The organism is Rhizobium aethiopicum (assembly GCF_900094625.1).
GTDB classification, from domain to species: domain Bacteria; phylum Pseudomonadota; class Alphaproteobacteria; order Rhizobiales; family Rhizobiaceae; genus Rhizobium; species Rhizobium aethiopicum.
The window spans coordinates 117,062-139,312 of the sequence record NZ_FMAJ01000014.1 but is presented as its reverse complement, the minus strand read 5'-3'; the positions used below and the strand labels follow the sequence as shown (position 1 = coordinate 139,312).

Below are 22,251 nucleotides of genomic sequence, written 5' to 3'. Positions count from 1 at the left end.
AGAGCTCAGTCGATCAACGTCATGTTTCGTAAGCCCGCAGGCTTCAGACCGCCTCGTTCATGTGCGGCCCCCAAGTTGTTTCACCTTTGACGAAGGTTTCTTAACGAAAGGTTTCGATGACAGGGGATTGCTGAATGGTGAAAGCTTATAGTTTACGATTCCTTATCACTCCCCCAATTCGCTCAAATCTGCAAAGAGCCGTAAGGCCTCGGGGTTGGCGAGCGCCTCCCGGTTTTTCACCGGCCTGCCATGAACGACCTCACGCACTGCAAGCTCGACGATCTTGCCAGATTTGGTGCGTGGAATATCGGCAACCGCGATGATCTTTGCCGGTACATGGCGCGGCGAGGCGCCGGTGCGAATACGCGTCTTGATCGCCTTGACGAGATCCTCGGTCAGCGTCACTCCGGGGGCAAGGCAGACGAAGAGAATGACGCGCACGTCGTGGTCCCACTCCTGGCCGATGCACAGAGCCTCGGCAACCTCCTCCATCTGTTCCACCTGGTTGTAGATCTCGGCCGTGCCGATCCGCACGCCGCCGGGATTGAGCGTCGCATCCGAGCGGCCATGGATGAGGAGGCCGCCATGCTCCGTCCATTCGGCAAAATCACCGTGGCACCAGACATTGTCGAACCGGTCGAAATAGGCGGCGCGATATTTGGCGCCGTCGGGGTCATTCCAGAACATGACAGGCATGGAGGGGAAGGCTTTGGTGCAGACGAGTTCGCCCTTCTCGCCGCGCACCGGTTTGCCGTCGTCATTCCAGACGTCGACCGCAAGACCGAGGCCCGGACCCTGGATCTCGCCGCGCCAGACCGGCTGCAGCGGATTGCCGAGCACCAAGCAAGAGACGATATCGGTGCCGCCCGAAATCGAAGCGAGCTGCACTTCCTTCTTGATATTCTCATAGACGAAGGTGAAACCCTCAGGCGACAGCGGTGAGCCGGTGGAGGTCATCAGCCGCAGGCTGGAGAGATCGTGGCTGGCGCGCGGCGTCAGCCCGCCCTTGCGCACCGCATCGATATATTTTGCCGAGGTGCCGAAAATCGCGAATTTTTCTGCTTCGGCATAGTCGAACAAAACATTGCCGTCAGGCGCAAAAGGCGAGCCGTCGAACAGGCAGAGCGTGGCGCCGCTGGCGAGCCCGCTGGCCAGCCAGTTCCACATCATCCAGCCGCAGGTGGTGAAGTAGAAGAGCTTCTCGCCCGCCTTGAGGCCGCAATGCAGCCGGTGTTCCTTCAGATGCTGCAGCAGCGTGCCGCCGGCCGAATGCACGATGCATTTCGGCACGCCCGTCGTGCCTGAGGAAAAGAGGATGTAGAGCGGATGAGCGAAGGCAAGCGGCGTGAACGCGATCTCCTTGGCCTCATAGGGCGCAAGGAAGGCATCCAGCGTCGAAGCCCCGGGCGTCTTGCTCATCACCGCCTCGGCATCGCCAGCATAGTGGACGACGATGGTCGGGATACCGAGGCCTTTCGCCACCGCCGTAACCTTGGGGCCGACATCCTGCAGTTTGCCGGAATACCAGTAGGCATCGCAGGCGATGAAGAGCTTTGGACCGATCTGGCCGAAGCGGTCGAGAACGCCCTGATCACCGAAATCGGGAGAGCAGGACGACCAAATGGCGCCGATCGAGGCGGCGGCGAGCATGGCGGCGACGGTCTCCGGCATGTTGGGCATCATGGCGGCGATGCGGTCGCCTTTGCCGATGCCGAGTGCCGCAAAGGCCTGCTGCAGCTTCGACACCAGAGCGCGCAGCCGGTCCCACGACCAGCGATCCGAGGCCTTGTCCTCGCCGCGGAAGATGATGGCATCGGCCTCGCCGCGGCCGGCCAACAGGTTCTCGGCGAAATTCAGCGTCGCATCGGGAAAGAAGCGGGCGCCGAGCATGCTGTCGCCGTCAACGAGCACCTCTGCGCCGCGTTCTCCCTTGACGCCGCAGAACTCCCAGATGCTCGACCAGAATTTCTCCCGCTCGGCCACCGACCACGCGTGCAGGTCCTCAAAGCCCGAAAGCGAAAGCCCGAACTCGCCATTGCAACGCTCGATGAAGGCATGGATCGGGCTTGCGGCGACGATTTCGGCGGAAGGTACCCAAAGTGGCTTATCATCCTGCATTCACTCCTCCTCCCCAATGGCGCCCCTTATCAAGCTGCCTTGCAATATAAAGCGCGCAGCCGCCCGATCCTAAACCTATAAACCGCCTCGCATGGAACTATTCATGCGCCACGATCCGGCTCTTTGCTTTATGCATGCCGTTATCCCGGAACCGCTGCACACGTCCGGGCGACATGCATTAGATTTGCATAGGCCCGATATTTCATATATCGGGCGAAATCGGCGCGGGAAAACCCGCGAATTACCGGCGGAGATCATGGGCACGTCTAGACATCGCAGGTGGCGCAGGAAGATCGGACCCGTTTCGCGCTGGCTTCCGGCCTTCGCCCGCGTCTCGACGCTGTTTCTGCTGATCGCGCTGGCGCTGTTTGTGGCTCTCAGGGTCGCTGCGCCCTATCTCATCACGACCGGCTTCGTGCGCTCCGGCATCGAGGATGCGCTGTCGAAATGGACGGGTTATCATGCCGAGATCGCGGGCAATCCGGTACTCGAATTCTGGCCGACGCCGCGCATTACGCTTAACCAGGTCACCATCCGCCAGCCGCGCGAAAGCGGCGACAAGCTGCTCGGCAGCATTGAAAGCCTGTCGGCCGATTTCAGCCTCATCGATGCGCTGAGAGGCCGGACGAGCTTCCACGAATTCCATCTGCTGCGGCCCAGTCTGGCTTTGACGCGTGACGAAAACGGCCTCATCGACTGGAGTTATGCCGGCCTGCTTGCCCGCGCGATCAGCGGCGTGCGCTACGAAAACGGCGCGGAGGTGCTCGATCCCGCTCTCGATGCCGAGATCGGTGCGGTGACCGTTGAGGACGGCACGCTAGCCGTTACCGACATCAAGAACGCCAAGACCTTCCATTTCGACAGCGTCACGGCCGACATCGCCTGGCCGCGGCTCTCGGGCGCGATCTCGGCCGTCGTCATCGCCCGTATCAACGGCGTGGACCTGAAGGTCGATTTCGCCTCGCGCCAGCCGCTGCTCGCCTTTGCCGGCAAGAGCGCCGAGACGCGGACATCGCTGACGTCAAACCTGCTGACGGCCCGTTTCCAGGGGATCGCCAGCATCGCCAGCCTTTCGGCCCTTTCCGGCAATATCGCTGTCAGCATTCCCGATGTGCCGGCGCTTCTGGCATGGTCGGGCAGATCGATCCCCGGCGTCGGGACGCTGAAGAGCGCCTCGCTGGAATCTGACATCATGTCGTCGGGCAGCGGGCTGCGTTTCAACGATCTCAGCCTCTCGCTGAACGAGGCGAGCGCCACCGGCGTGATGGACCTCTCGACTGGTGCCGGCAAACGGCCGAAGATCGGCGGCACGCTCGCCTTCGACCGGATGAACCTCAAGCCGTTCCTCGACGCCTTCGCGCTGAGACTGGCAGCCGGCGAGGCGGAGGAAATCTCCAACGGAATCAGCGAACCGCTGCAGCTGCTCGACGTCGACGTCAGGCTTTCGGCGCGGCGCGCTGAGATGGGCCGCTTCGAGCTTTCCGACGTCGGTGCCAGCATGATCGTGACCGGCGGCGAGGCGAAATTCGATATCGGTGACAGCGGCTTCGAAGGCGGCCAGATGACCGCGCATCTGGAAGCGACCCGGCGCGATTTCGACGGCGGCGGCAAGCTGCGGCTGTCGATCCGCGATGCCGACTTCGCGGGCCTTGCCGAACGCCTGCAGCTCAAGGGGCCGCTGCCGCTTGCGACGGGATCGCTCGATCTCGACCTGCAGTCGCCGAAAGCGATCTGGACGACCGGTCCTGCCGACGTCAGCGGCAAGCTGCACTTCTGGACGAAAGAGGGAACGATCCCCGGCATCGATGCCGGCGCGCTCAGGACGCAAGCCGCCGAAAAGCCGTTCTTCCCGCTGAGCGCGGCAGCAGGCGGTGCCTTCAGCTTCAACCGACTGGACCTTCAGGCTGATTTTGCCAACGGTTCAGCCGAGATCCACGACGCCCATATCGCCGGACCGGCGCAGACGCTGACGCTTTCCGGCGTCATCACCTATCAGTCGAACGGACTGGCGCTGTCCGGATCACTGGAGGCGACCGATCCGGCCAAGGCGGCGGAGCTGCCGCTTCTGCCGTTCTTTGTCGGCGGCTCCTGGCCGAACCCGGTCTTCTCGCCGGTTCCGCTTTTTGGCGGCACACCCCACGGGCCGTGAAGCCTTCCCGGTCAGGCGACGGCGGCGGCCGCGCGCTCGTCGCGCTCGCGCTGCACTTCGCGCCGCTTGGTGATGACGGATGCGCAGATCACGCCGACAGCGACGATGGCGATCAGGATCGTGCAGATCGCATTGATCTCAGGCGTCACCCCGAGGCGCACCTGGCTATAGATCTTCATCGGCAGCGTGGTTGCGCCGGGGCCGGAGGTGAAGCTTGCAATTACGAGGTCGTCGAGCGACAGCGTGAAAGCCAGGATCCAGCCGGAAAAGACCGCCGGCGAGATGATCGGCAGCGTGATCTCGAAGAAGGTCCGCACCGGCGGCGCGCCCAGATCCTGAGCCGCCTCCTCGATCGACTGATCGAAGCTTAAGAGCCGCGACTGCACGACGACGGCGACGAAACACATGGTCAGCGTCGTATGCGCCAGCGTGATCGTCCAGAAGCCGCGGTCGAAGCCGATCGCCACGAAGAGCAGCAGCAGCGACAGGCCGGTGATCACTTCGGGCATGACGAGCGGCGCATAGACCATGCCCGAGAAGAGCATGCGGCCGCGGAAGCGCGTGTAACGCACCAGCGTCAGCGCCGCCATCGTGCCGAGGATGGTCGCAAACGTGGCCGACAGCAATCCGACACGGATCGTCACCCAGGCGGCATCGAGCAGGGCCTGGTTCGACAGCAGGGAGACATACCATTTGGTGGAAAAGCCGCCCCAGACGGTGACGAGCTTCGATTCGTTGAAGGAAAAGACCACCAGCAGCACGATCGGCAGATAGAGGAAGGCAAAGCCGAGCACGACGGAGATGATGTTGAAACGGGTCCATCGCAACATCGCCTATCTCCCCCGCTCTTCGGCCTTGGCCTGTGCATTCTGGAAAAAGACGATCGGGATCACCAGGATCATGAGCAGGATGGTTGCGACCGCCGAGGAGACCGGCCAGTCTCTGTTGGCATTGAATTCGTTCCAGAGCGTCTTGCCGATCATCAGCGTCTGCGAGCCGCCGAGAAGGTCGGGAATGACGAACTCGCCGACGGCAGGGATGAAGACCAGCATGCAGCCGGCAACCACCCCGGGGATCGACAGCGGAAAGGTGACGCGCCAGAAGGCCTGGATCGGCGTACAGCCGAGATCCTGCGCCGCCTCGATCAGCGTGCCGTCCATCTTTTCGAGCGCCGAATAGAGCGGCAGCACCATGAAGGGCAGATAGGAATAAACGATGCCGATATAGACGGCGGTTGTGGTATTGAGAATGATCAGCGGGCTGTCGATGACATGCAGCGACAGGAGAAGCTGGTTCAGCAGCCCTTCGGGCTTCAGGATGGCAATCCAGGAATAGACGCGGATCAGGAAGCTCGTCCAGAACGGCAGGATGACGAGCATCAAAAGCGTCGGGCGGATGCCGCGCGGCGCCTGGGCCATGCCGTAGGCAATCGGATAGGCGATCAGCAGCATCAGGAAGGTCGAAATCGCAGCAATGATGACGCTCGACAGATATGCGTTGAAGTAGAGCGGGTCGTCGACGAGATAGCTGTAATTGTCCCAGGAGAAGGTCGCTACCTTGCTCCAGAAACCGCTCCAGCCATCGGCAAATGAAAAGACCGGCTCATAGGGCGGGATGGCGATTGCCGTGGTCGACAGCGAGATGCGGAAGACGATGAAGAACGGCGCCAGAAAGAAGAGCAACAGCCAAGCATAGGGGATGATGATGACAAGGCGATTGTAAAAGCGTGATGCCAGCGTTCCCATGATTTCAGTCCTTCAGCAGCACGCCGCCATCCTCATCGAAGGAGACCCAGACGTCCTGATCGTAGGTGAAGGGGTCCTCGACGGAACGCTGTGCGTTCAGGGACGAGGCTCTGACAAATTTGCCGCTCGGCAGCTTGATGTGGAAAACGGTCATGTCGCCGAGATAGGCGATGTCCCAGATTTCACCCTTGGCCGCGTTGACCGAGGCGTTCGCCGGTGCTGCGCGCGTCACGCGGATCTTCTCCGGGCGAATGGCAAAACCGACCGTATTGCCGATCGCCGGCGCGTCGATGGCGGCAGTCCGGATCGTGAGGCCGGTTTCGACCGATATTTCGACTGCGCCGTTTCCTGATGTCGTCACCTTGCCGTCGAAGATGTTCACGTCGCCGATGAAGTCGGCCACGAAGCGGGAATTCGGCGCCTCGTAAATTTCGCCCGGCGTTGCCACCTGCACCACCTTGCCGTGGCTCATGACCGCGATGCGGTCGGCCATGGTCATCGCCTCTTCCTGGTCGTGGGTGACCACGACGAAGGTGAGGCCGAGGCTCTGCTGCAGGTCCATCAATTCGAACTGGGTTTCCTCGCGCAGCTTCTTGTCGAGCGCGCCGAGCGGTTCATCGAGCAGCAGCACTTTCGGGCGTTTGGCGAGCGAACGGGCGAGCGCGACGCGCTGGCGCTGGCCGCCGGAGAGCTGGTTCGGTTTGCGCGAGGCAAACTGCTCGAGCTTTACGAGCTTCAGCATCTGCCTCACGCGTTCGGCGATTTCGTCCTTCGGCATGTTGTCCTGCTTCAATCCGAAGGCGATATTCTTCTCGACGCTCATATGCGGAAAAAGCGCGTAGGACTGGAACATCATGTTGACCGGCCGCTTGTAGGGCGGCGTGCCGGCGAGATCGGTGCCATCAAGGATGATTTCGCCGGAGGTCGGCTGCTCGAAGCCGGCGAGCATGCGCAGAAGCGTCGACTTGCCGCAACCGGACGCGCCGAGCAGCGCGAAGAACTCGCGGTGATAAATATCGAGCGACAGATCATCGACGGCAGTAAAATCGCCGAAGCGCTTGGTGACATTCTTGAAAGCTATGAACGGTTTTGCAGACGGGTCGGTCCAGGGTGCGAAAGCGCGGCGGATATTGCCCAAAGATTTCATAATATTCCCCGAAAATACAAAATTCGGCCGGGCTCCCCCAACCCCCGGCCGGTAATTGAAAGGCCCGGACGTTTCCGTCCGGGCCTGGCATTACTTACTGGCCGGTGACGACCTTCGTCCAGATTCGCGTCGCCGTGCGCTGGGTCTTCGGATCCCACGGCTTGACGGTGAAGAGGTTCTTCATCACCTCTTCCGTCGGATAGACTGCCGGATCCTCCAGCACTTCCTTGCTGACGAACTGCTGCGAAGCCTTGTTGCCGTTGGCATAGAAGGTGTGGTCGCTTGCCTTGGCGATGACCTCAGGCCGCATCATGTAATTCACGAATTCATGTGCTTCGGCCACATGCTTGGCATCGGCGGGGATCGCCATCATGTCGAACCACATCTGGGCGCCCTGGGTGGGGATCGAATAGTTGACCTCGACGCCGTTCTTGGCTTCGGCCGCGCGGTCGCGGGCCTGCAGCATGTCGCCGGAATAGCCGAAGGCGATGCAGATATCGCCGTTGGCAAGGGCGTTGATGTATTCGGAGGAGTGGAACTTGCGGATGTAGGGGCGCACAGCCGTCAGCAGTTCCTCGACCTCCTTGAAATCCTCGGCCTTGGTGGAGTTCGGGTCGAGCCCGAGATAGCGCAGCGCCGTGGTCATGACATCCTTCGGCGTGTCGAGCACGTAGATGCCGCAGTCCTTGAATTTTTCGGCGACCTTCGGATCGAAAATCACTTCGAGACCGGGCTTGACATCAGGCCCGAGTATTTCAGCGACCTTTTTGACGTTGTAGCCGATACCATCGGTGCCCCACATGTAATCGACGGCGTATTCATTGCCCGGATCGTAGGCGGCGGTGCGCTGCTGGATCACGTCCCACATGTTGGAAAGGTTCGGCAGCTTCGACTTGTCGAGTTTCTGGAAGACGCCGGCCTGGATCTGACGCTGCAGGAAGTCCGCCGTGGGAACGACGACATCATAACCGGTGCCGCCGGCAAGCAGCTTGGTTTCCACGGTCTCGTTCGAATCGAACGTGTCGTAGACGACCTTGATGCCGGTTTCCTTGGTGAAATCGGCAAGGATGCTGTCGTCGATATAATCCGACCAGTTGTAGACGTTGACGACGCGCTCCTGCGCAACGGCCGGCGCGGCGGCGAGGAGCGCGGCGATGGCGACGGCCGTCACGGTTGCGATGGTTGACCTCATGACTTCTCCTGTTTGTGCGAAGAGTCCGCATCCGCGGACATCTTTTCCCTCTGGTTTTGCCCTCAGACTAAGAAGGAATTTCTAAGCCCACAAGCGCAAAAACTGCGCTGACAATCATTTCACAATCACCGGAAGTCGAAGGCGCTGAGGCCCGCCACCATCTCGTCGAGCCCGAGCGGCCGCGTTACCGGCGGCTCGGCGCGGGAAAGGCAGCCGCGCCGCTCGCAGAGCCGACAGGCCGGGCCGATCGCAACCGGATCGAGCACCGCCGCCTGCCCGTAGACCGTGCCGTCTGCGAGGGCTGCATCGCAGCCGACCAGAATCGCTGTGCGCCTGATCCTTTCGCCGAATTCGACGCTCGGCCCCTCCAGGGTGCGCGCGATCGTCAGGAAGGACGCGCCATCGGGCATGACGACCGTCTCGGCGAGAATCTGGCCGGGCTGCAGGAAGGCGGCGTGGATGTTGAGCTTTGGACAGCCGCCGCCGAAACGGGCCTGCGGAAAGCCCTGGGCGCCGGCTCGCCGCAGCCGGTGGCCAGCCGCATCGATCTCGACCAGGAAGAAGGGGATAGCGGCGGCCCCGGGTCGCTGCAGCATGGTCAGACGCGTTGCCGCATGGCCGAAGGCGACGCCGAAACGGGCGCGAAGAATATCGATGTCGTAACGCGTCGACTTGGCCGCCGAAAGAAAGGCCTCGTAGGGCATTGCCAGCGCCAGGGCGGCGATGCGGGCAAGCTCGAAGCGGGCAATCCGGCGCGCCTCGGCGGAGGAAAGCTGGAGATCGTCGAGCTCGGCATCGATGGCCGCCAGCAAGGCAAGGGTCGCTGCCTCGACTGCTATCTCGTGCGCACGATCGGCCGGTGACAGCCGTTCCGAAATGAAAAGCCGCATCGAATGACGATCGAAACGGCGGCGCAGATCCGGCATGACATGCACCGGCAAGATCCGCACCGCAATGCCGCGTTCGGCGCGCAGCCAGTCCTTCAGTCCCGCCGCAAGATCGAGGCCGCCGGGCAACGTTGCGGCAAAGGCTTCCGCCGCGGTCTCGATCCGGCTGAAATAGGCCGATCTGCACTCCAGCGTCTCGCGCAGCTCGTCCAGCGGCAGCCGGCCGGCGGCGACGGGCGCATGCCCTTCGGCCGCCATCAGCGCCGTCAGATCGGACAGCCGTGCTGCCTGTTCGCGATAAGCGCGATAGAGCTTGATCATGCCGCTCGCGGCATTCGGCGCCGCCTCGGCCACCTCCACCAATTCCTGGTCGCCGGGCAGTTCGCCCGAAAGCAGCGGATCGGCGAAGACCTCCTTCAACTGTCCGAGACTGCCGCCGGTCTGGCCCCGCAACTCCTCGAGATCGACGCGGTAGACGGCCGCAAGCTTCAGGAGGAGCTGCACCGTCAGCGGCCGCTGGTTGCGTTCGATGAGGTTCAGATAGGAGGGCGAAATCTCCAGCGCCTCCGCCATGGCGGTCTGCGTCAGCGCCAGCGCATTGCGGATGCGCCTGACTTTCGGGCCAGCGAATATCTTCCGTTCCGTCATGTCACACCCTTTGACAAAAATCAGGGCAGCAGGATTTACAAAGCTTTACAAATTCACAGCGCTCCCCTGTAAATTTCCCGCATACTAACCCGTTTCTGCCACCGATATCAAAGGTTTTTCTGGCAATCACGAGCATTCTTGTAAATCCTGTGATGCGACACCGGACACGACAAATTTCATGAGGAAAGCAGCATGACCGATTTTTACAAGCTTGTCCAAAACGCACCGGCGGGCCGCTTCGACGGCATCGAAAGGCCTTATTCCGCCGCCGACGTGCAGCGGCTGAGAGGCTCGGTGGCGCTCAGACATACGCTCGCCGAAATGGGGGCGGACCGGTTGTGGCGGCTCATTCACCAGGAGGACTTCGTCAATGCGCTGGGCGCGCTCTCCGGCAATCAGGCCATGCAGATGGTGCGCGCCGGGCTGAAGGCGATCTACCTCTCCGGCTGGCAGGTGGCGGCCGACGCCAATACGGCATCGGCGATGTATCCAGACCAGTCGCTTTATCCCGCCAATGCCGGACCGGAACTTGCCAAGCGCATCAACCGCACGCTGCAGCGCGCCGATCAGATCGAGACATCAGAAGGCAACGGCCTTTCCGTCGAGACTTGGTTTGCGCCGATCGTTGCCGATGCGGAAGCCGGCTTCGGAGGGCCGCTCAACGCCTTCGAGATCATGAAGGCCTATATCGAGGCGGGTGCGGCGGGCGTCCATTTCGAGGACCAGCTCGCTTCGGAGAAGAAATGCGGCCATCTCGGCGGCAAGGTGCTGATCCCGACGGCCGCCCATATCCGCAATCTCGACGCCGCGCGGCTTGCCGCCGACGTCATGGGTGTGGCGACGCTGGTCATCGCCCGCACCGATGCGGAAGCGGCAAAGCTGCTGACGTCTGACATCGACGAGCGCGACCAGCCCTTTGTCGACTACGATGCCGGGCGCACGGTCGAAGGCTTCTACCAGGTCAGAAACGGCATCGAGCCCTGCATCGCCCGCGCCGTCGCCTATGCGCCGCATTGCGACCTGATCTGGTGCGAGACCTCGAAGCCGGATCTGGAACAGGCGCGCCGTTTTGCCGAGGGCGTACATAAGGTGCATCCAGGCAAGCTGCTTGCCTATAATTGCTCGCCGTCGTTCAACTGGAAGAAGAACCTCGACGAGGCGACGATCGCTAAGTTCCAGCGCGAGCTCGGCGCGATGGGCTACAAGTTTCAGTTCATCACGCTCGCCGGCTTCCACCAGCTGAACTATGGCATGTACGAGCTGGCGCGCGGCTACAAGCAGCGGCAGATGTCGGCCTATTCCGAGCTGCAGCAGGCCGAATTCGCCGCCGAGGCGAACGGCTATACCGCCACCAAACATCAGCGCGAGGTCGGCACCGGCTATTTCGACGCGGTGTCGCTCGCCATCACCGGCGGCCGGTCATCGACCACGGCGATGCACGATTCAACCGAACATGCGCAGTTCAAGCCGGCTGCGGAATGAACCGAAGAGGAGGATAAGATCATGGCATCCATCACACGCGTCCGGGAACGGGCCGAGGAGCAGGCATCCAGCATGAGCGAGGATCAGCAGACGACGATCCGCATGCTCGCCAACGACCTGCATCGGCTGAACCAATCCGTCATGAAGGCCGTCGAGGCCGGCGTTTCGGTCGAACTGGTGCGCTCGGCCCGTCATCACGGCGGTGACGGCAATTGGGGCGATCTGCTGATCCCCGTCGTCGTCACCAACCGGCATTGAGGAGGTCGGCCGACAGTATCGGCCCTATTCCTCGGTCGCGGCGCCCGCGTGTCTGAGGAGACTCGCGGGCGCTTCGTCGTTCAACCGCGGCTCGGTCGTTTTCCGGCAAAGAGATCGGCATAGCTTCTGATGAGTTTCGTCATGCGGTCGGCGACTGTCCGGATCTCCGGGCGATGGCGATCCTCGGCATTCATGACGATCCACTGGCGATGGCGCAGTTCCGGCAACTCGCCGCCCTGACGCTGCAATTCGGGATGGAGATCACCGACGAAACAGGGCAGCACGGTCTTTCCGGCGCCGGCGCGAACCAGGTCCGGCAGCGAACGCGGCCGGTTGACGGTGGCGACGATATCAGCCGCAGCATGGGCGTGCGGCCAACGCAGATAGGACGAGATCGCCTCCTCCTCGCCGACGGCGATCCAGCGCTCATCCGGCTCGGCGGCATTGCGTCTGCTGTAGACGGCATAGGCCACCTCCCCGAGATGACGGGCGGCAAGGTTGCCCTCCTCCGGCTCGAAGGCGCGAATACCGATATCGCTCTCGCGATAGGCAAGGCTTGCCCGCGCCTCGCCAATGCCGAGGGCAATGGCGAAGGCATCGCCCGGCATGCGGATTGCCGCGAAATTCTCCGTCAGCAGCCAGGCCACCCATGTGCCGGCGGTGATACGCACGGTCGTGCCGCCCTCCCCCGACTGCCGCCAGGCTTCGACCTTGCGGGCGGCGGCCTCCATCTCCCTAAGGTGATCGAGCAGTGCCTGGCCATCCCCGGTCAGGCGATATCCGGTCTGGCTGCGCGAAAACAAGGCGCGGCCGACCTCCTGTTCGAGATCGAGCATGCGCCTGCCGATGGTCGCGGGGCTGAGCCCGCTTGCGGCACTGGCTCCCGTCAAGCCACCGAGCCGGGCGACCTGCAGGAACAGCTGATAGGAATCCCAATTTGCGTTTTTCATGTGTGAAAAACATAGCGGGATTCTGCCTGTTTATAAAGAGATATTCGATGCTTAAATCGTGCAATGTCTTCAGTAGGAAAGGACATCCCATGATCGACATGATCACCATTGTAGGCGTCCATGGATTTCGCCAGCATCGCGGGCCGAGCGACAGCAGGGCGGACGAGGATCAATTCTATGCCGAGTTCGGAGATAGCAGCACCGTTCGCTTCGCCGCCTGGTTGACCTCGCTCGACCTCATTTTCAGGCGCGTCGCGTCAACGGATAGGCGCCGCAGAGCTGCGGCGCAACCCTGCGGCAGTCGCGGCCGGGTTCCTCAGGCGACTTTCCTTGCGCCGAGGTGAGCGGCAGCCGGTTCCGCTCCTATGCGGAAACGCTCGATCAGCGCCATCAGCGTATCGGCCTCGCCGGCAAGCCGGCGGCTTGCCTGCGTGGTCTCGGCAACCATCGACGCGTTCTTCTGGGTCATCTGGTCCATGGCGTTGACCGAACTGTTGACCTCCTGCAGGGCGGCCGACTGATCGCGGCTGGCGGTGGCGATGGTCTCGACATGGCCGCTGATCGCGATGATCTCCTGGCTGATCGAAGCAAGGACGCTGCCGGTCTTCTGGACGAACTCCGAGCCGGCCGTCACTTCCCGGCTTGACGTCTCGATCAGCGACTTGATCTCGCGCGCCGCATCGGCAGAGCGCTGCGCGAGCTCGCGGACCTCCTGGGCGACGACGGCAAAGCCCTTGCCCGCCTCGCCGGCCCGCGCCGCCTCGATACCGGCATTCAGCGCCAGAAGATTGGTCTGGAAGGCGATATCGTCGATCACCTCGATGATCTGCTCGATACGCTGCGAAGCCTCTTCGATGCGCCCCATGGCGGCGACCGCATCACCGACCACAGTGCCGGAATTGTCGGCCGTCTTCTTGGTCGCGGCGACGACGTTGTTGGCTTCGCGGGCGCGCTCGGCCGAGGAGCGGACCGTGACGGTAATCTCCTCCACCGCGGCGGCGGTCTCCTCCAGGCTCGCCGCCTGCGCCTCGGTGCGCTTCGAAAGCTCACCGGCGGAGGCCGAAACGGCGCTGCTGTTGCGCTGGATCGTCGAGGCGCTGTCACGGATACCCGACAGCGTATCCTGGAGCCGCAAGAGCGAAGCGTTGAAATCGACGCGCAACTGCTCCAGCCGGCCGACGAAGGGCGTGCCGATCGTCTGTGAGACATCACCCTGCGACAGGCGCCCGAGGCCGGCCGCCAGTTGATTGACGGCAAAGTCGATCTGGCCGTCGAGTGAGCGCTTGTCGGCATCGTTCCGGGCGCGTTCGGCATCGCTGAGCGCGCGCTGTTCGGCCGCCTGCGTTTCCAGATCGCGCTTGGCCCGGGCGCTGTCGCGGAAGAGCGCCAAGGCCCGGCCGATTTCACCGAACTCGTTCTTCTTTTCGATGCAGGGGATCGCTCCCTCGAGATTGCCCGACGAGATCGAGTGGACGCTCGCGGTTAGCGCCTGCATAGGCCGCACCGACAGGCGGATCGTATAATAGGCGAGAACGCCGACGAACAGCATGACGATGGTGCCGGCGCCGAGCACCAGCATCTGCAGCTCATACAAGCGCTCGTAATAGACTTCCATCGGGATGCCGATGAAGAGAAGGCCGACATTGGCGTTCGATGCACTCTTGATCGGGAAATAACCCGTCATGAACTGGCGGCCGAAAAGCTGCGCCGGACCGTAATAGGCCTCGCCCTTGGCGAGAACCGGCTGGGCGGGATGATCGGCGGCAAGCTTGGTGCCGACGGCGCGGTCGCCGTTTTCCTTCTTCACGTTTGTGGATATGCGAACGTAGTCGCTGCCCTGCTTCTGGAAGATCGTCGCAACGCCTGCGATCGACTGCGCGGTGCGGTCGACCAGCGAATGATCGGCAAGGGCCGGAATAGCGTCTTCGGTGACGGCTGCAAGCTGATTGTCCTTCAGCTCGATCTTAGCCGCCTGATCGGCAGCGCCGTAGAGGACGGCCATTACGCGGGTAGCGTCCCTGGCGTCGGAGACGGCCCCATCCATCACATGGCCACTCAGATTGTAGTAGGTGGCGCCGACGATGGCGGCCGTGCTGATCGCCAGCAGAAAAAGCGTGATCGCAACGATCTGGCGGACGATAGATGTAGAAAAAAGGCGCAGCATCAAAACCCCCGACGGCAACGAGAGCTAAATTAAAGGAAAAGCGTTAAGGAAAATTTTCCGTAAATCTGGGGTGTCGAAGTTATTCATCTCCACGGTTTCCCGGTGTTTCGAATCGAGCCTGGCAAGGCGGCTGATCGGGGCTTGAGGAAATGCAAACGGCCCGGATAGCCGGGGCCGTTTCAATGGATAGGATTGAGCCGTGATCAGGCGGCGCGGTAGACTTGCGCTTCGGCCTCGCCGTGGATCTTGAACTGCTGGATAAGGCGGCGCAGCGCATCGGCCTCGTCGGCGAGTTCCCGGCTGGCAGCGGTCGTCTCCTCGACCATGGCGGCGTTCTTCTGCGTCATCTGGTCCATCTGATTGACCGTCGAGTTGACGCTCTGCAGCGCGTTGGACTGGTCGTGGCTGGCGCGGGCGATCATCTCGACATGCTGGCTGATCGTGACGATCTGGGCGCTGATCTTGGCAAGCACGGTGCCGGTCTCCTGCACGAATTGCGAGCCGGAACTGACCTCGCTGGTCGACTTGTTGATCAGGCCCTTGATCTCCTGCGCGGCGGCGGCGGAGCGCTGGGCCAGTTCGCGCACTTCCATGGCGACGACCGCGAAGCCCTTGCCGGCCTCGCCGGCGCGCGCCGCCTCGATGCCGGCGTTGAGCGCCAGCAGATTGGTCTGGAAGGCAATCTCGTCGATAACGCCGATGATCTGCTCGATCTGGCGCGCGGCGTCCTCGATGCGGCCCATCGCGTCGATGGCGTTGCTGACGACGACGGCGGAATCGTCGGCGCTGCGCTTGGCCTGGCGGACGATCTGGTCGGCATCTTTGGCGCGTTCGGCCGACGAGCGGACCGTGACTGTGATCTGGTCGACGGCAGCGGCGGTCTCTTCGAGCGAGGCGGCCTGCTGTTCCGTGCGCTTGGAGAGATCCTCGGCCGACCGGGCCATCTGGTTGCCGTTGCCCTGGATCAATTCGACATTGTCGCGGATCTGACTCATCGTTGCCTGCAGCCGCAGCATCGAACCGTTGAAATCCTGGCGCAGCTGTTCGAGACGGCCGATAAAGGGCGTTTCGATCGTCGTCGAGATATCGCCCTGCGACATGCGTTCGAGGCCGGCGGCAAGTGCGTTGACCGCAAATTCGATCTGGCGGTCCATGTCGCGCTTTTCGGCATCGTTGCGCTGGCGCTCGTGTTCGGCGGCAGCGCGTTCCTCGTCGCTCTGTTCCTCGATGCGGATCTTCGAGATGGCATTTTCCTTGAAGATGCCGAGCGCGCGCGCCATGTCGCCGATTTCGTCGTAGCGCTGCTCGCCTGTTATGCTGGTATCCAGAGCGCCTTCGGCGATGCGGCGCATGGCGCCGGTGATCTGGCTGATCGGCCGCTGCAGCGTCAGCACCAGAGCGATGCCGCCGAGGATCGACAGAAGGATGCCGAGGCCAGTGGTCATGACCGAGATGCTGTTTGCCTGGGTGCGCTCGGTGCCGGCAGTCTGCTTCTGCAGTTCGGCGAAATCGGTGAGCTTCTTCCAGATCTCGTCGAGTTCCTGGCGGGCGGCGGCGTAGGCGGTCACGCGCTCGCCGATCGTATCGACAATCTTCGAACCGCCGCCGGAGATGGCGTCGAGCGCCGGCTGGATCGCGCCGGAGATGCCTTCGGCAAAGCCCATGCCCTTGGCGCTGGTGGTCAGCACCTGCATGTCCTTGCCGAGCGTGCCGGCCTGCTGCTGCAGGCGAACGAGGTTATCCTTGCTTGAGTTGGCGAGGAAATCGGACAGGACGATCTGCAGCGCATAGACGGAATTTTCCAGGCGCCGCGTATCCTGAAGGACGGAATTGGTCTGCGCGATGCGGCCTTCGAGCTCGGCAAAGCGCTGGGTCGCTTCCCGCATCTTCTGCGTCGCGGTCAGCTGCGTATAGGTCGAGGTCTGGCGGAAGCGGGACACGAGACGGCCGAGTTCGGCGACGTTCTCGTCGGTCGGATTGGGCATCTGGGCGATCGCCTTGATGCTGTCGATAGTCGCGGCCAAAGCGTCGACGACGTTCTTCTGATTGGTCGGAACCGAAATGGCGATCAGGCGCTGCGATTTGATGATCTCAGGCATCTGTTCATTGATGAAGGCGATCTTGTCCTGCGGCGTCTGCGGCTTGCTGAAGCCGCTGGCGACGGTGCCGAGGAAATCGCCGCCCTTCAGCAGGCGGTCGGCTGTGCGAAGGGTGACAGTGGCAGCGCTCTCGTCGCGCTGAAGCGCGGTCTGCAATTCCTCGGCCTGGTATGAGACGGTGAAGCGGGTGCTGATCAGGCTCTTCTGCGCCGCGTCGATCTGCTCGTGCAGCGCCTGTTCCTGCTCATGCAGGCCCCAAAGCTTGTCGACGACGCCCGAAATGTCCTTGGTGCGGCTCGAAGCTTCCGCGAGGCTGTCGCGGCCGGCGGCCTCTTCACCGACCTGGTCCAGCGTCTGATCGAGCACACCCTGCTGTGTCTTCAGATCTGTGAGCAGTTTGTCGCGCGCCTCGGGACTGGTGATACGCAGGAAATCGTCCATCGAACCGTATAGATCCTTGAACCCGCTCAGCGACTGCAGCACGCTGTTGGATATTTCCATGCGGCCCTGGAGAAGCCCGGATGCGTAAAGGCCCGTCAAGCCCACCGCCGAAATGGTGACGACAAAGGGTAGAACGAAGATCAAGACCTTCGTCTTGATCCTGAAGCGGGAAAGAATCTTGTCAATCAACATGGCGTTCCGGGCCTTTCATACACTACTCCTCCCGCGGGCAGCCCTAAGGCGCGCCAGCCGAGTGCACATCGAACTAATCAATTTACATCGGGAAACCCGGAGGCCAGGCGGCAGTCATTGCCGGTTCATGTCCAAGCAGACTTGGAAATGCCCAAATAATCGCGGGTAATTGTGTCAGATTAGATATTAATTTTCAGATAAGCGGTGATGGCGGCTTAAGCCAAGGTGGTGAAATAATTGCAAATTATCAGCCGCGCGGCCAAGTTGCCGCGATCGGGAGCGGCAATATTGCTTCCGATGCTTCGGGCGGGATCAGATGAGGTGGGCGAGCAGCAGCGCCAGGCTGGCGGCTGTTGCACCGGCTGCGAGCATCAGGTATCGCATGGCCGCGATCCGGGCGTCAGGTTTTGCCTGGGTAATTGCGATGGCGCGGGCGCGTCGTGCGTTTCTGGTCATGCTCGAAAACCTCACTCTTGTGACACAACAGTCCAACAAAAAGGTCTGCCGGTAAAGCTTAATTTGGGAGAAGCTTCGCAAGCCGGCAATTGAGACAGGATGGCGCACCTCTCTTAAGAAGTATTGAATCGATATGCCGGATATTTCTATGCGCTTTCGCCGGCGGCAAATCCGGAGGCCCAGGCCCATTGAAAATTATAGCCGCCGAGCCAGCCAGTGACGTCGACGCATTCGCCGATGAAATAAAGGCCGGGAACGGCCTTTGCCTCCATGCTGCGGGAGTCGAGCGCTGCCGTGTCGATGCCGCCGAGCGTCACTTCGGCGGTGCGGTAGCCTTCGGAGCCGGAAGGTTTGACGACCCAGTTCTGAGCGCTGGCGGCCAAGCGCTGCAGCGTCCTGTCGGTGAGGTCGGCCATATTGCCCGTGATATTTTCCCGCTCGACGAGAAACTGCGCCAGCCGCTTCGGCAGGATCTCGGCCAACGCCGTCTGCGCCGACTGGCGGCCATTCAGCTGCTTTGCCGACTTGAGCTGCGCTGATATGTCGATATCCGGTTCGACAGCAACGACGATTTCATCGCCCTCCCGCCAATAGGAGGAGATCTGCAGAATGGCTGGTCCGCTTAAGCCCCGGTGGGTGAACAGCAGCGCTTCGCGGAAAGCGGTCCTGCCATGGCGGATTTCTACCGGGGCGGAAATGCCGGCGAGCGGGGCGACGGTCTCGAGCAGGCCGGGATCGAGCGTCAGCGGCACGAGGCCGGGGCGGGTTTCGAGCACTTCAAGACCAAACTGCTCGGCGAGGCGATAGGCAAAGCTGGTGGCACCCATCTTCGGGATCGATTTGCCGCCAGTCGCCACGATCAGCGACGATGCTTCGTAGACGTCCTGGCCGGTCGAGATGCGGAAGCCCGCCGCCACCCTTTCAACGCCTGATATCTCGGTGCCGAGATGCAGCTGCGCGCCGGCCCCGCGCATCTCGTCGAGCAGCATGCGGATGACGTCCTTGGCGCTGTCGTCGCAGAAAAGCTGACCGAGCGTCTTTTCGTGCCAGGCAATGCCGTGCCGGTCGACCATGGCGATGAAATCGGCCGGCGTGAAACGGGCAAGCGCGGACTTGCAGAAATGCGGATTGGCGGAAAGGAAATTCTTCGGCCCGGCGTGGATATTGGTGAAATTGCAGCGCCCGCCGCCCGATATGCGGATCTTTTCGCCGGGCGCTCTCGCATGGTCGATGACCACCACCGAGCGGCCGCGTTGACCCGCGCGAATGGCCGCCATCATGCCGGCGGCCCCGGCGCCGATGACGATGACGTCGCTTTTGCGCTGCAAACCCTTTTCCCCAATCAAATCGGCATCTTCTTTTCCATCGTCGGGCAAAAGTCAACGTTCTCAACCCCTCGCCAATTGGCAAAGTCCGGCTATGATGGCGCCACGATCAACCAGACCGGTGTGTCATGTCCCCAAAAAAGACGACGCTGAAGCCTGCCAGAAACGTATCCGCCTCGACGAAAACTCCCCCGGACCCTGGGTCCCTGCGCGGCGTTGCAAACTGGAAGGAAGCAGCACAGTGGCTGAGGGCAAGGGGCATCGAGGACATCGAATGCATCACGCCGGACCTTGCCGGCGTTCCGCGCGGCAAGATGATGCCGAGCTCGAAATTCACTTCCAACACCTCGCTGGCGCTGCCTTCGGCGATCTACCGACATACAATTTCGGGCGAGTATCCGGAGGAGACGGAGAGCTTCCGATACGAGCCGCGCGACAGCGACCTGAAGCTGATGCCCGATCTATCGACGCTGTCGGTCGTGCCCTGGGAGACCGACCCGACGGCGCAGGTGATCTGCGACATCGTCGATTCGGACGGGGGCGAAGTGCCCTATACGCCACGCAATGTCTTGAAGCGGATCATGAGCCTTTATCATGATCGCGGCTGGAAGCCGATCGTGGCGCCCGAGATCGAGTTCTACCTCGTCGCAAAGAACGACGACCCCGACTATCCGCTGCACCCGCCCAAAGGCCGGTCCGGTCGCTCGATCCTCGGCGGCCAGGGCTATTCGATCGCCGGCATCAACGAATTCGACGAACTGATCGACGACATCTATCATTTCTCCGAGAAGCAGGGGCTGGAGATCGATACGCTGATCCACGAAGAGGGACCGGCGCAGCTCGAGATCAACCTTCGCCACGGCAATCCGATCGAGCTTGCCGACCAGGTGTTCCTGTTCAAGCGCACGATCCGGGAGGCGGCGCTGAAGCACGACATATATGCGACCTTCATGGCCAAACCGATGCAGGGCCAGCCGGGCTCGGCGATGCACATCCACCAGTCGGTGGTCAATATCGAGACCGGCAGGAACGTCTTTTCCACCGCGGACGGATCGGCCTCGAAGGAATTCTTCCATTTCATCGGCGGCATGCAGAAATTCGTGCCGAGCGCGATGGCGATGCTGGCGCCCTATGTGAATTCCTACCGCCGCCTGCAGCCCGACATGTCCTGCCCGGTCAACAATGCCTGGGGCTACGACAACCGGACGACCGCCTTCCGCGTCCCGGTTTCCGATCCGCAGGCGCGGCGGGTGGAAAACCGGCTGCCGAGCTCGGACGCCAATCCCTATCTCGCGCTTGCCGCCTCGCTCGCCGCCGGTCTGCTCGGCATCATCAAAGAGATCGAGCCGACGGCACCGACGGAGGATTCGGCAAATGAGGGCTCGATCGACCTGCCGCGCGGCCTGCTTGAAGCCGTCGCCCTGCTCGAGGACGAACCTGCCTTCGAAGAGGTGTTCGGCACGCAGTTCATCGGCCTTTATGCCGGCGTCAAACGCGGCGAGTTCGAGACCTTCATGCAGGTGATCAGCCCGTGGGAGCGGGAATTCCTTCTGCTCAACGTGTGAGGGAAACGTCATGGCATCGCAAGAGATGTGGCAGAGCCCGATTGCGCCCGGGCTATCCTGGTATCAGGCGACCGTCGGCGAGCGGCCCACCTATCCCGCTCTCGACGGCTCGAGAACATGCGATGTCGCCATCGTCGGCGGCGGCTATACCGGCCTGCAGGCCGCCTACAACCTCGCCAAATCAGGGGTCTCGGTGGTGCTGATCGAGGCTTGGCGCTTCGGAGACGGAGCGTCCGGGCGCAATGGCGGCCAGCTCGGCACCGGCCAGCGATGGTGGCCGGAAGAACTTGAGGAAAAGATCGGATATGAACGTTCGAAGGCGCTGTTCGATGTCGCCGAGGCGGCCAAGCGCCATCTTCTCGATTTTTCCCGGGAACATCAGATCGAGATCGATTATGTGGGGGGCCAGCTCAACGTCGCGCACAAGGCAAGCTACGAACGCGACTATCGTGAGAATGTCGAAATCGCCGCTCAGCGTTACGGCTATCCGCACCTGAGCTTCATGGACGGCAAGGAAACGCAGGAACGGCTCGGCTCGAAGCGATTCCACTGCGGCGTGCGTGATGTCGGCACCGGCCATATTCATCCGCTGAAGCTGCTCATCGGGCTGGCGCGAGTGGCCGCCAATGCCGGCGCCGCCGTCTTCGAGATGACCCCGGCAAAAGCGGTCCGCCAAGGCGGCGGCAAGGTGACGATCGAAACCGAAAAGGGGACGATCACCGCCGACCGGGCGCTGATCGCCTGCAACGGCCATATCGGCGATCTGGAGCCAGTGACGGCAAGCCATGTCATGCCGATCCGCTCCTTCATCGGCGCCACCGTTCCGCTCGATGCTTATCCCGATGTGCTGCCGGGCGGCGAGGCTGTCGCCGATTCGCGCTTCGTCGTGCGCTATTTCCGCAGATTCGAAGGCCGCCTGCTGTTCGGTGGACGCGAGGCCTATACGGCGGACAATCCGCGGGACATTTCGCAGCACATCCGCCGGCAGATCGGCGAAATCTATCCCGAGTTGAAGGACATCGAGATCACCCATGCCTGGGGCGGCAGCGTCGGCATCACCATGCCGCGCCAGCTCTTCGTGCGCGAGGTGATGCCGGGCGTCACCTCGATCGGCGGTTATTCCGGCCACGGCGTTATGCTGTCAAATTACTGTGGCAAGCTCTACGCGGAAACGGTGCTTGGAAAATCCGGCGATCTCGACCTGTTCAAATCGCTCGATATTCCAGCCTTTCCCGGCGGAGCCTGGATGCGGGCGCCGCTGCTTTTTCTCGCCTTGTCGTGGTTTGCGCTTCGCGACAAGTTTTAGTCCGATTGCGGATTTCCTCTTTGCGGAATTCGCTCTAAAACCGGTGCCCGACAGATTCATTGCACTGCACACTGGCTTTTTTAAATCGATTAGATTAAAAGGGCCGTCAACCAGCCTGATTGAGAGA

At 62.1% G+C, this 22,251-nt stretch carries 16 protein-coding genes; 5 read left to right on the top strand and 11 right to left on the bottom strand.

What is annotated here, in order from left to right; translation table 11 throughout:
- Positions 1 to 165 precede the first annotated feature (165 nt).
- Positions 166 to 2,118 carry an acetoacetate--CoA ligase gene (locus GA0061105_RS24955; RefSeq protein WP_092753562.1) on the bottom strand — a complete coding sequence of 651 codons (1,953 nt, stop codon included), beginning with the start codon at positions 2,116 to 2,118 and terminating at the stop codon, positions 166 to 168.
- Positions 2,119 to 2,374: 256 nt separating this feature from the next.
- On the opposite strand from GA0061105_RS24955, the gene GA0061105_RS24950 reads away from it, so the two are divergent.
- On the top strand, positions 2,375 to 4,267 hold the full coding sequence (locus GA0061105_RS24950; protein WP_092753560.1) for an AsmA family protein: 1,893 nt from the start codon (positions 2,375 to 2,377) through the stop codon (positions 4,265 to 4,267).
- 11 nt (positions 4,268 to 4,278) lie between these two features.
- Here the strand turns inward: GA0061105_RS24950 and GA0061105_RS24945 are convergent, their stop codons facing one another.
- The 5 genes from GA0061105_RS24945 to GA0061105_RS24925 form a co-directional block, all read right to left on the bottom strand.
- Positions 4,279 to 5,097, bottom strand: a complete 819-nt coding sequence (locus tag GA0061105_RS24945; protein WP_064693877.1) for an ABC transporter permease — start codon at positions 5,095 to 5,097, stop codon at positions 4,279 to 4,281.
- A 3-nt stretch (positions 5,098 to 5,100) separates the two neighbouring features.
- Complete coding sequence (locus GA0061105_RS24940) at positions 5,101 to 6,012, bottom strand: ABC transporter permease subunit (RefSeq protein ID WP_092753558.1); 912 nt, start codon at positions 6,010 to 6,012, stop codon at positions 5,101 to 5,103.
- A 4-nt stretch (positions 6,013 to 6,016) separates the two neighbouring features.
- Positions 6,017 to 7,159, bottom strand: a complete 1,143-nt coding sequence (locus tag GA0061105_RS24935) for an ABC transporter ATP-binding protein (protein ID WP_092753556.1) — start codon at positions 7,157 to 7,159, stop codon at positions 6,017 to 6,019.
- Positions 7,160 to 7,253: 94 nt separating this feature from the next.
- Positions 7,254 to 8,351 carry a polyamine ABC transporter substrate-binding protein gene (locus GA0061105_RS24930; protein WP_092753554.1) on the bottom strand — a complete coding sequence of 366 codons (1,098 nt, stop codon included), beginning with the start codon at positions 8,349 to 8,351 and terminating at the stop codon, positions 7,254 to 7,256.
- A gap of 125 nt (positions 8,352 to 8,476) precedes the next feature.
- Complete coding sequence (locus GA0061105_RS24925; RefSeq protein WP_092753552.1) at positions 8,477 to 9,886, bottom strand: helix-turn-helix domain-containing protein; 1,410 nt, start codon at positions 9,884 to 9,886, stop codon at positions 8,477 to 8,479.
- Positions 9,887 to 10,078: 192 nt separating this feature from the next.
- Here GA0061105_RS24925 and aceA point away from each other — a divergent pair, with 192 nt between their 5' ends.
- On the top strand, positions 10,079 to 11,368 hold the full coding sequence (gene aceA / locus GA0061105_RS24920) for an isocitrate lyase (protein ID WP_064693872.1): 1,290 nt from the start codon (positions 10,079 to 10,081) through the stop codon (positions 11,366 to 11,368).
- Between the two features lie 21 nt (positions 11,369 to 11,389).
- Entirely contained in the window at positions 11,390 to 11,626 is a 237-nt protein-coding gene (locus tag GA0061105_RS24915; RefSeq protein ID WP_064693871.1) for an SMc00767 family acetate metabolism repressor, read from the top strand.
- Positions 11,627 to 11,706: 80 nt separating this feature from the next.
- Here GA0061105_RS24915 and GA0061105_RS24910 read toward each other — a convergent pair whose 3' ends face one another.
- The 5 genes from GA0061105_RS24910 to GA0061105_RS24890 form a co-directional block, all read right to left on the bottom strand.
- A complete protein-coding gene (locus tag GA0061105_RS24910; protein ID WP_092753550.1) occupies positions 11,707 to 12,576 on the bottom strand; it encodes a LysR family transcriptional regulator in 870 nt (289 codons plus the stop codon).
- Between the two features lie 316 nt (positions 12,577 to 12,892).
- Complete coding sequence (locus tag GA0061105_RS24900) at positions 12,893 to 14,740, bottom strand: methyl-accepting chemotaxis protein (RefSeq protein WP_092753548.1); 1,848 nt, start codon at positions 14,738 to 14,740, stop codon at positions 12,893 to 12,895.
- A 203-nt stretch (positions 14,741 to 14,943) separates the two neighbouring features.
- Positions 14,944 to 17,472 (bottom strand): methyl-accepting chemotaxis protein, encoded by a 2,529-nt coding sequence (locus tag GA0061105_RS24895; RefSeq protein ID WP_092753546.1) that lies wholly within the window; start codon positions 17,470 to 17,472, stop codon positions 14,944 to 14,946.
- A gap of 312 nt (positions 17,473 to 17,784) precedes the next feature.
- Complete coding sequence (locus GA0061105_RS32955; RefSeq protein ID WP_167358579.1) at positions 17,785 to 17,928, bottom strand: hypothetical protein; 144 nt, start codon at positions 17,926 to 17,928, stop codon at positions 17,785 to 17,787.
- A 146-nt stretch (positions 17,929 to 18,074) separates the two neighbouring features.
- Positions 18,075 to 19,274 (bottom strand): BaiN/RdsA family NAD(P)/FAD-dependent oxidoreductase, encoded by a 1,200-nt coding sequence (locus GA0061105_RS24890; RefSeq protein ID WP_092753586.1) that lies wholly within the window; start codon positions 19,272 to 19,274, stop codon positions 18,075 to 18,077.
- 107 nt (positions 19,275 to 19,381) lie between these two features.
- Here GA0061105_RS24890 and GA0061105_RS24885 point away from each other — a divergent pair, with 107 nt between their 5' ends.
- Both GA0061105_RS24885 and GA0061105_RS24880 read left to right on the top strand, forming a co-directional pair.
- Positions 19,382 to 20,818 carry a glutamine synthetase family protein gene (locus GA0061105_RS24885; RefSeq protein WP_092753544.1) on the top strand — a complete coding sequence of 479 codons (1,437 nt, stop codon included), beginning with the start codon at positions 19,382 to 19,384 and terminating at the stop codon, positions 20,816 to 20,818.
- Between the two features lie 10 nt (positions 20,819 to 20,828).
- Positions 20,829 to 22,124 (top strand): NAD(P)/FAD-dependent oxidoreductase, encoded by a 1,296-nt coding sequence (locus GA0061105_RS24880; protein WP_092753542.1) that lies wholly within the window; start codon positions 20,829 to 20,831, stop codon positions 22,122 to 22,124.
- Positions 22,125 to 22,251: the final 127 nt, after the last annotated feature.

Excerpts from the sequence above, each read along its gene's own strand:
- GA0061105_RS24930 (WP_092753554.1), bottom strand. The coding sequence starts at position 8,351 with ATGAGGTCAACCATCGCAACCGTGACGGCCGTCGCCATCGCCGCGCTC.
- GA0061105_RS24955 (WP_092753562.1), bottom strand. The coding sequence starts at position 2,118 with ATGCAGGATGATAAGCCACTTTGGGTACCTTCCGCCGAAATCGTCGCC.
- GA0061105_RS32955 (WP_167358579.1), bottom strand. The coding sequence starts at position 17,928 with ATGACCAGAAACGCACGACGCGCCCGCGCCATCGCAATTACCCAGGCA.
- GA0061105_RS24940 (WP_092753558.1), bottom strand. The coding sequence starts at position 6,012 with ATGGGAACGCTGGCATCACGCTTTTACAATCGCCTTGTCATCATCATC.
- GA0061105_RS24895 (WP_092753546.1), bottom strand. The coding sequence starts at position 17,472 with ATGTTGATTGACAAGATTCTTTCCCGCTTCAGGATCAAGACGAAGGTC.
- GA0061105_RS24935 (WP_092753556.1), bottom strand. The coding sequence starts at position 7,159 with ATGAAATCTTTGGGCAATATCCGCCGCGCTTTCGCACCCTGGACCGAC.
- GA0061105_RS24900 (WP_092753548.1), bottom strand. The coding sequence starts at position 14,740 with ATGCTGCGCCTTTTTTCTACATCTATCGTCCGCCAGATCGTTGCGATC.
- aceA (WP_064693872.1), top strand. The coding sequence starts at position 10,079 with ATGACCGATTTTTACAAGCTTGTCCAAAACGCACCGGCGGGCCGCTTC.
- GA0061105_RS24945 (WP_064693877.1), bottom strand. The coding sequence starts at position 5,097 with ATGTTGCGATGGACCCGTTTCAACATCATCTCCGTCGTGCTCGGCTTT.
- GA0061105_RS24925 (WP_092753552.1), bottom strand. The coding sequence starts at position 9,886 with ATGACGGAACGGAAGATATTCGCTGGCCCGAAAGTCAGGCGCATCCGC.
- GA0061105_RS24885 (WP_092753544.1), top strand. The coding sequence starts at position 19,382 with ATGTCCCCAAAAAAGACGACGCTGAAGCCTGCCAGAAACGTATCCGCC.
- GA0061105_RS24910 (WP_092753550.1), bottom strand. The coding sequence starts at position 12,576 with ATGAAAAACGCAAATTGGGATTCCTATCAGCTGTTCCTGCAGGTCGCC.
- GA0061105_RS24950 (WP_092753560.1), top strand. The coding sequence starts at position 2,375 with ATGGGCACGTCTAGACATCGCAGGTGGCGCAGGAAGATCGGACCCGTT.
- GA0061105_RS24915 (WP_064693871.1), top strand. The coding sequence starts at position 11,390 with ATGGCATCCATCACACGCGTCCGGGAACGGGCCGAGGAGCAGGCATCC.
- GA0061105_RS24880 (WP_092753542.1), top strand. The coding sequence starts at position 20,829 with ATGGCATCGCAAGAGATGTGGCAGAGCCCGATTGCGCCCGGGCTATCC.